Consider the following 4,668-nt stretch of genomic DNA (forward strand, 5'->3'; position numbering starts at 1 on the left):
GGCAGCGCCACATGCAGCTTGCGCGCGGCCGGCGCCAGGGTCCAGCCCTGCAGCAGCAGCGAGATGATGACGACGACGAAGGCGACGTCGAAATAGAGATAGGCCTTGGACAGGCCGACCAGCATCGGGATCGAGGCCAGGAAGATCGCGACGGCGCCGCGCAGGCCGGTCCAGGCGATGAAGATCTTCTCGCGCCAGTTGAAGCGGAACGGCGCCAGGCACGCGAATACCGCGATCGGCCGAGCCACCAGCATCAGCACGAAGGCGATGCCGACCGCCGGCAGGATGCTGGCGCCGAGCCGGCTCGGCGAGACCAGCAGGCCGAGCAGCACGAACATCACGATTTGCGCCAGCCAGGTCGCCGCGTCGAGAAAGGCCACCACTGAATTGTGCGCGCGGGTCGGCCGGTTGCCGATGATGATGCCGGCGAGATAGACCGCGAGGAAGCCCGAGGCGTGCATGATCTGCGAGCCGCCGAAGATCACGAGCGCAGCCGTGGTCACGAACGGCGCATGCAGGCCCTGCGGCAACGCCACCTGGTTGAGCGCGATGACGACGAGCCGTCCGCCGAAGACGCCGACGACGGCGCCCAGCACCGCCTCCTGGATGAACTCCATCGCCACATGGCCTGCGGAGCTCGATCCCAGCGAGATGTATTCGACCAGCATCAGAGTGAGGAAGATCGCGAAAGGATCGTTGGTGCCGGATTCGGCCTCCAGCGTCGCACCGACGCGCGGGCGCAGGCGCAGGCCCTGGGTGTGCACCAGCAGGAACACGGCGGCGGCGTCGGTCGAGGCCACGACGGCGCCGACCAGCAGCGACTCCGTCCAGTTGAGGTCGAGCGCATATTTGGCGAACGGCGCCGTGATCAGCGCGGTCAGGAGCACACCGACGGTCGCGAGCACCACGGACGGCGCGAGCACGGTGCGGATGCTGGCAAAGCGTGTCTTCAGCCCGCCGTCGAACAGGATCAGGGCCAGCGCCACAGAGCCGACCAGATAGGTGGTGCGGACGTCGTCGAACTGGAGCTGGCCGGGGCCGGAATCGCCCGCAAGCATGCCAATCAAAAGGAAGACGAGCAGCAAGGGTGCGCCGAAGCGCAGCGCAAGCAGGCTGGAGAGGATGCCGGCCATGACGAGGACGGCGCCGAGCAATATGGCGAGGCTAACGGAGTCGAGGGAGGCCATCCACCTTCCGGGTACAAATCGCTGGAATTTCATCCTTATCGTCGGCACTCTCCTGCGCCAACCCATTTTCTCCCGCTCGCGGCAATCTGCCCGTATTTTACGGCCTTAACGTACATCACATGCCGGTGTATCGATGGCCCGGCCGCGCCCTTTGTGGGATTCTGCGGCTCCCTCGAATCAATTCCTCCCCTGCTTGCCGACGAGACCGATGGACATGGACCTCAAGGACTTCATGGAGTTCGTGCAGACCACCGCGCGCAGCGTCGGGGCGGAGATCTCCTCGCCCTGGTTCTACCTGCAGTTCGGTCTGATCCTGGCCGCGGCCGGCATCGCCTATGCCGCGGAAGCCGCCGTCCGCAACCGGATCGACATGACCTCGCTGGCGATGCGCTGGCCGCTGCCGCTCCGGCACTTCGCCCGGGTGATGGTCGCCAGCGCCTCGACGGCGGTGTTCACCTTGCTCGTGATCATCTCCCGCGTGGTGATGTACCACGCGACCTGGCCGAGCCGCTCCTATCTCCTGATGGTCGCCGCCAAGCTCGGACTGGCCTGGCTGGCGATCCGCCTCGTGACCTCGGTGCTGCGCAATGCCTTCATCGTCAAGCTGGTGTCGATCACGGCGTGGTTTCTCGCAGCGCTCTCGATCCTCGGCCAGCTCGATACGACGGTCGACCTGCTCGATTCCTACGCGATCGTGCTCGGCGGCCTCAGGTTGACCCCACTGCTGGTGCTCAAGGCAGGTGCGCTCCTGCTCATCGCGCTGTGGGCGACCAACATCGCGAGCAATTTCGCCGAGAGCCGGATCAACGCGACCACCGATCTGACGCCATCGGTGCAGGTGCTCCTGGTCAAGATCATCCGCATCGGGCTGCTTGCCGTCGCTATTGTCATTGCGCTCGGAGCGGTCGGCATCGATCTTTCAGCGCTCGCGGTGTTCTCCGGCGCGGTCGGCGTCGGCATCGGTATCGGCCTGCAGAAGATCGTCGCCAACTTCATCTCGGGCATCATCCTGCTCGCCGACAAGTCGGTGAAGCCCGGCGACCTCGTCACCATCGGCGACAATACCGGCCGCATCAGCGCGATGAAGACGCGTTATATTTCCGTCGCCGCCGGCGACGGCCGCGAGTTCCTGGTGCCGAACGAGGATCTGGTGACGCAAAAGGTCGTCAACTGGACCTATACCGACAAGAACACGCTGGTGAAGATCGCCTTCGGCACCAATTACGACGCCGATCCCCGCCTGGTCTGTACGCTCGCCGCGGAGACCGCCGCCGCCCATCCGCGCGCGCAGAAGGGCAAACCGCCGACCTGCATCCTGACCGAGTTCGCCGAAGCCGGGATGAAATTCTCGCTGACCTTCTGGATCGCCGATCCCGACGGCATGGACAAGGTCAGGAGCGACGTGATGCTGGGGTTGTGGGACGCCTTCAAGCACGAGGGCATCCGGGTTCCCTATCCCGTCCGCGAAATCCGCATCCGCGGCGGCGCGCTGCCGGTGGAAACCACCGTAGAAGTCCCGAATTAGGCCCGCTTTCGGGCGCAAGAGGCCCGTAAGATTCCGGTTTTGATGCGTTTTCTTCACGCGAACCGGTAGCCACTTCGCTCGAAAACGCTCTGCCTTAAGCTTGCATGAAGCCCCGCAATCATTAAATTAGGGCCTGAAATCAAGCCTTTCCGCCGAAATCGAGATCAGCCCGAAAAGACCTGACACGCATGAGCTACGTCGAAGCCACCGATACCTCGCTGCGCAAGACCGGACAGATCAAGCTGCATGGGCCGGCCGCCTTTGCCGGCATGCGCAAGGCCGGCGCGCTGGTGGCCAAGTGCCTCGACGAGCTCACCGACATCGTCGGACCGGGCGTGCCGACCTCGCGCATCGACGAGTTCGTCCGCGACTTCGCCTTCAGCAACAACGCCTATCCGGCGACGCTGATGTATCGCGGCTATCGCTATTCGACCTGCACCTCGCTCAACCACGTGGTCTGTCACGGCATGCCCGGCGACCGGCCCCTGAAGGAGGGCGACATCGTCAATATCGACGTCACCTTCATCGTCGACGGCTGGTACGGCGATTCCAGCCGGATGTATGCGATCGGCCCGATCGCCCGCAAGGCCGAGCGGCTGATCGAGGTGACGTATGAAGCGATGATGCGCGGCATCGCCGCGGTGAAGCCCGGCGCCACCACCGGCGACATCGGTCACGCCATCCAGAGTTTCGTCGAGCCGCAGGCCATGAGCGTGGTGCGCGATTTCTGCGGCCATGGCCTCGGGCGCATGTTCCACGACGAGCCGAACATCATCCATATCGGCCGCCCCGGCGAAGGCGTGCAGCTCAAGCCCGGCATGTTCTTCACCATCGAGCCGATGATCAATCTCGGCAAGCCGCACGTGAAGATCCTCTCCGACGGCTGGACCGCCGTGACGCGCGACCGCTCGCTGTCGGCGCAGTTCGAGCACTCCGTCGGCGTGACGGCGACGGGCGTCGAGATCTTCACGCTGTCGGAGCGGCACGGCGAGAAGCAGATCGGGTAGCGGTTCGGCCCGCCCGCCCATCATCAAGCCATGTGCGGCCGCAATTGACGGTTGCAAAAGCGCCGGCCCCCGGCAATGCTGGCGGCCCATGCCCGCCAAGCCGGACCACGACAAGAGCAAGCCTGACGACGCGCCGCATTATCTCGGCCATCGCGAGCGGTTGCGCGAGCGCTTCTACAGCGCGGGGGCGGATGCGCTCAGCGACTACGAGCTGTTGGAGATAGCGCTGTTTCCGGCGCTGCCGCGGCGCGACACCAAGCCGCTGGCGAAGGCGCTGATCAAGACGTTCGGCTCCTTCGCCGAGGTCGTGCATGCGCCGGTAGCGCGCCTGCGCGAGGTCGACGGCGTCGGCGAGTCCGCGATCCACCAGCTCAAGCTGATTGCCGCGGCGGCGAGCCGCGTGACCAAGGGCGAGGTCAACAGCCGCAACGCGCTGTCCTCCTGGAACGAGGTGATCGACTATTGCCGCACCAGCATGGCGTTCGCCGACAAGGAGCAGTTTCGTCTGCTGTTCCTCGACAAGCGCAACCAGCTGATCGCCGACGAGGTGCAGCAGACCGGCACCGTCGACCACACCCCGGTCTATCCCCGCGAGGTGATCAAGCGCGCGCTCGAATTATCCGCGACCGCGCTCATCCTCGTGCACAACCACCCCAGCGGCGATCCCTCGCCGTCGCAGGCCGACATCCAGATGACCAAGGCGATCATCGACATCGCCAAGCCGCTCGGCATCGCCGTGCACGACCACATCATCGTCGGCAAAGGCGGGCACGCGAGCCTGCGCGGGCTGCGGTTGATCTAGTAGCAATACCTGTGATCGACCCGGACATAATACCCGTCCGGCCTCTGCATGTAGCAGCCGCGCTGATAGGCATAGTAGCCGGAGCGGCGGCGCTCGCCTTCGGAGGCGATCGCGGCGCCCGTGCCGGCACCCACGACGGCGCCGATT

Annotated in this window: 4 protein-coding genes; 3 read left to right on the top strand and 1 reads right to left on the bottom strand. The window is 65.2% G+C overall.

The annotated features are described in order from the left end of the window. Positions 1-1,187, bottom strand: a 1,187-nt coding sequence (locus MOV74_RS31605; protein WP_246930897.1) for a potassium/proton antiporter, incomplete at its 3' end; no start/stop codon positions are given. Between the two features lie 208 nt (positions 1,188-1,395). On the opposite strand from MOV74_RS31605, the gene MOV74_RS31610 reads away from it, so the two are divergent. From MOV74_RS31610 to radC, 3 genes are all read left to right on the top strand, one after another. Continuing rightward, positions 1,396-2,712: a mechanosensitive ion channel family protein gene (locus MOV74_RS31610; RefSeq protein WP_246930898.1), complete on the top strand. Its 1,317-nt coding sequence runs from the start codon at positions 1,396-1,398 to the stop codon at positions 2,710-2,712. A 188-nt stretch (positions 2,713-2,900) separates the two neighbouring features. Then, positions 2,901-3,719, top strand: coding sequence for a type I methionyl aminopeptidase (gene map / locus MOV74_RS31615; protein WP_246930899.1), 819 nt, complete (start codon positions 2,901-2,903; stop codon positions 3,717-3,719). 88 nt (positions 3,720-3,807) lie between these two features. Beyond that, positions 3,808-4,521, top strand: a complete 714-nt coding sequence (radC, locus tag MOV74_RS31620; protein ID WP_246930900.1) for a DNA repair protein RadC — start codon at positions 3,808-3,810, stop codon at positions 4,519-4,521. The last annotated feature ends 147 nt before the right edge of the window (positions 4,522-4,668 follow it).

Source organism: Bradyrhizobium sp. SHOUNA76 (assembly GCF_023006445.1).
Classification (GTDB): Bacteria; Pseudomonadota; Alphaproteobacteria; order Rhizobiales; family Xanthobacteraceae; genus Bradyrhizobium.

What these genes read in the sequence shown, in the direction of transcription:
- MOV74_RS31610 (WP_246930898.1), top strand. Translation starts at nt 1,396, where the DNA reads ATGGACATGGACCTCAAGGACTTCATGGAGTTCGTGCAGACCACCGCG.
- map (WP_246930899.1), top strand. Translation starts at nt 2,901, where the DNA reads ATGAGCTACGTCGAAGCCACCGATACCTCGCTGCGCAAGACCGGACAG.
- radC (WP_246930900.1), top strand. Translation starts at nt 3,808, where the DNA reads ATGCCCGCCAAGCCGGACCACGACAAGAGCAAGCCTGACGACGCGCCG.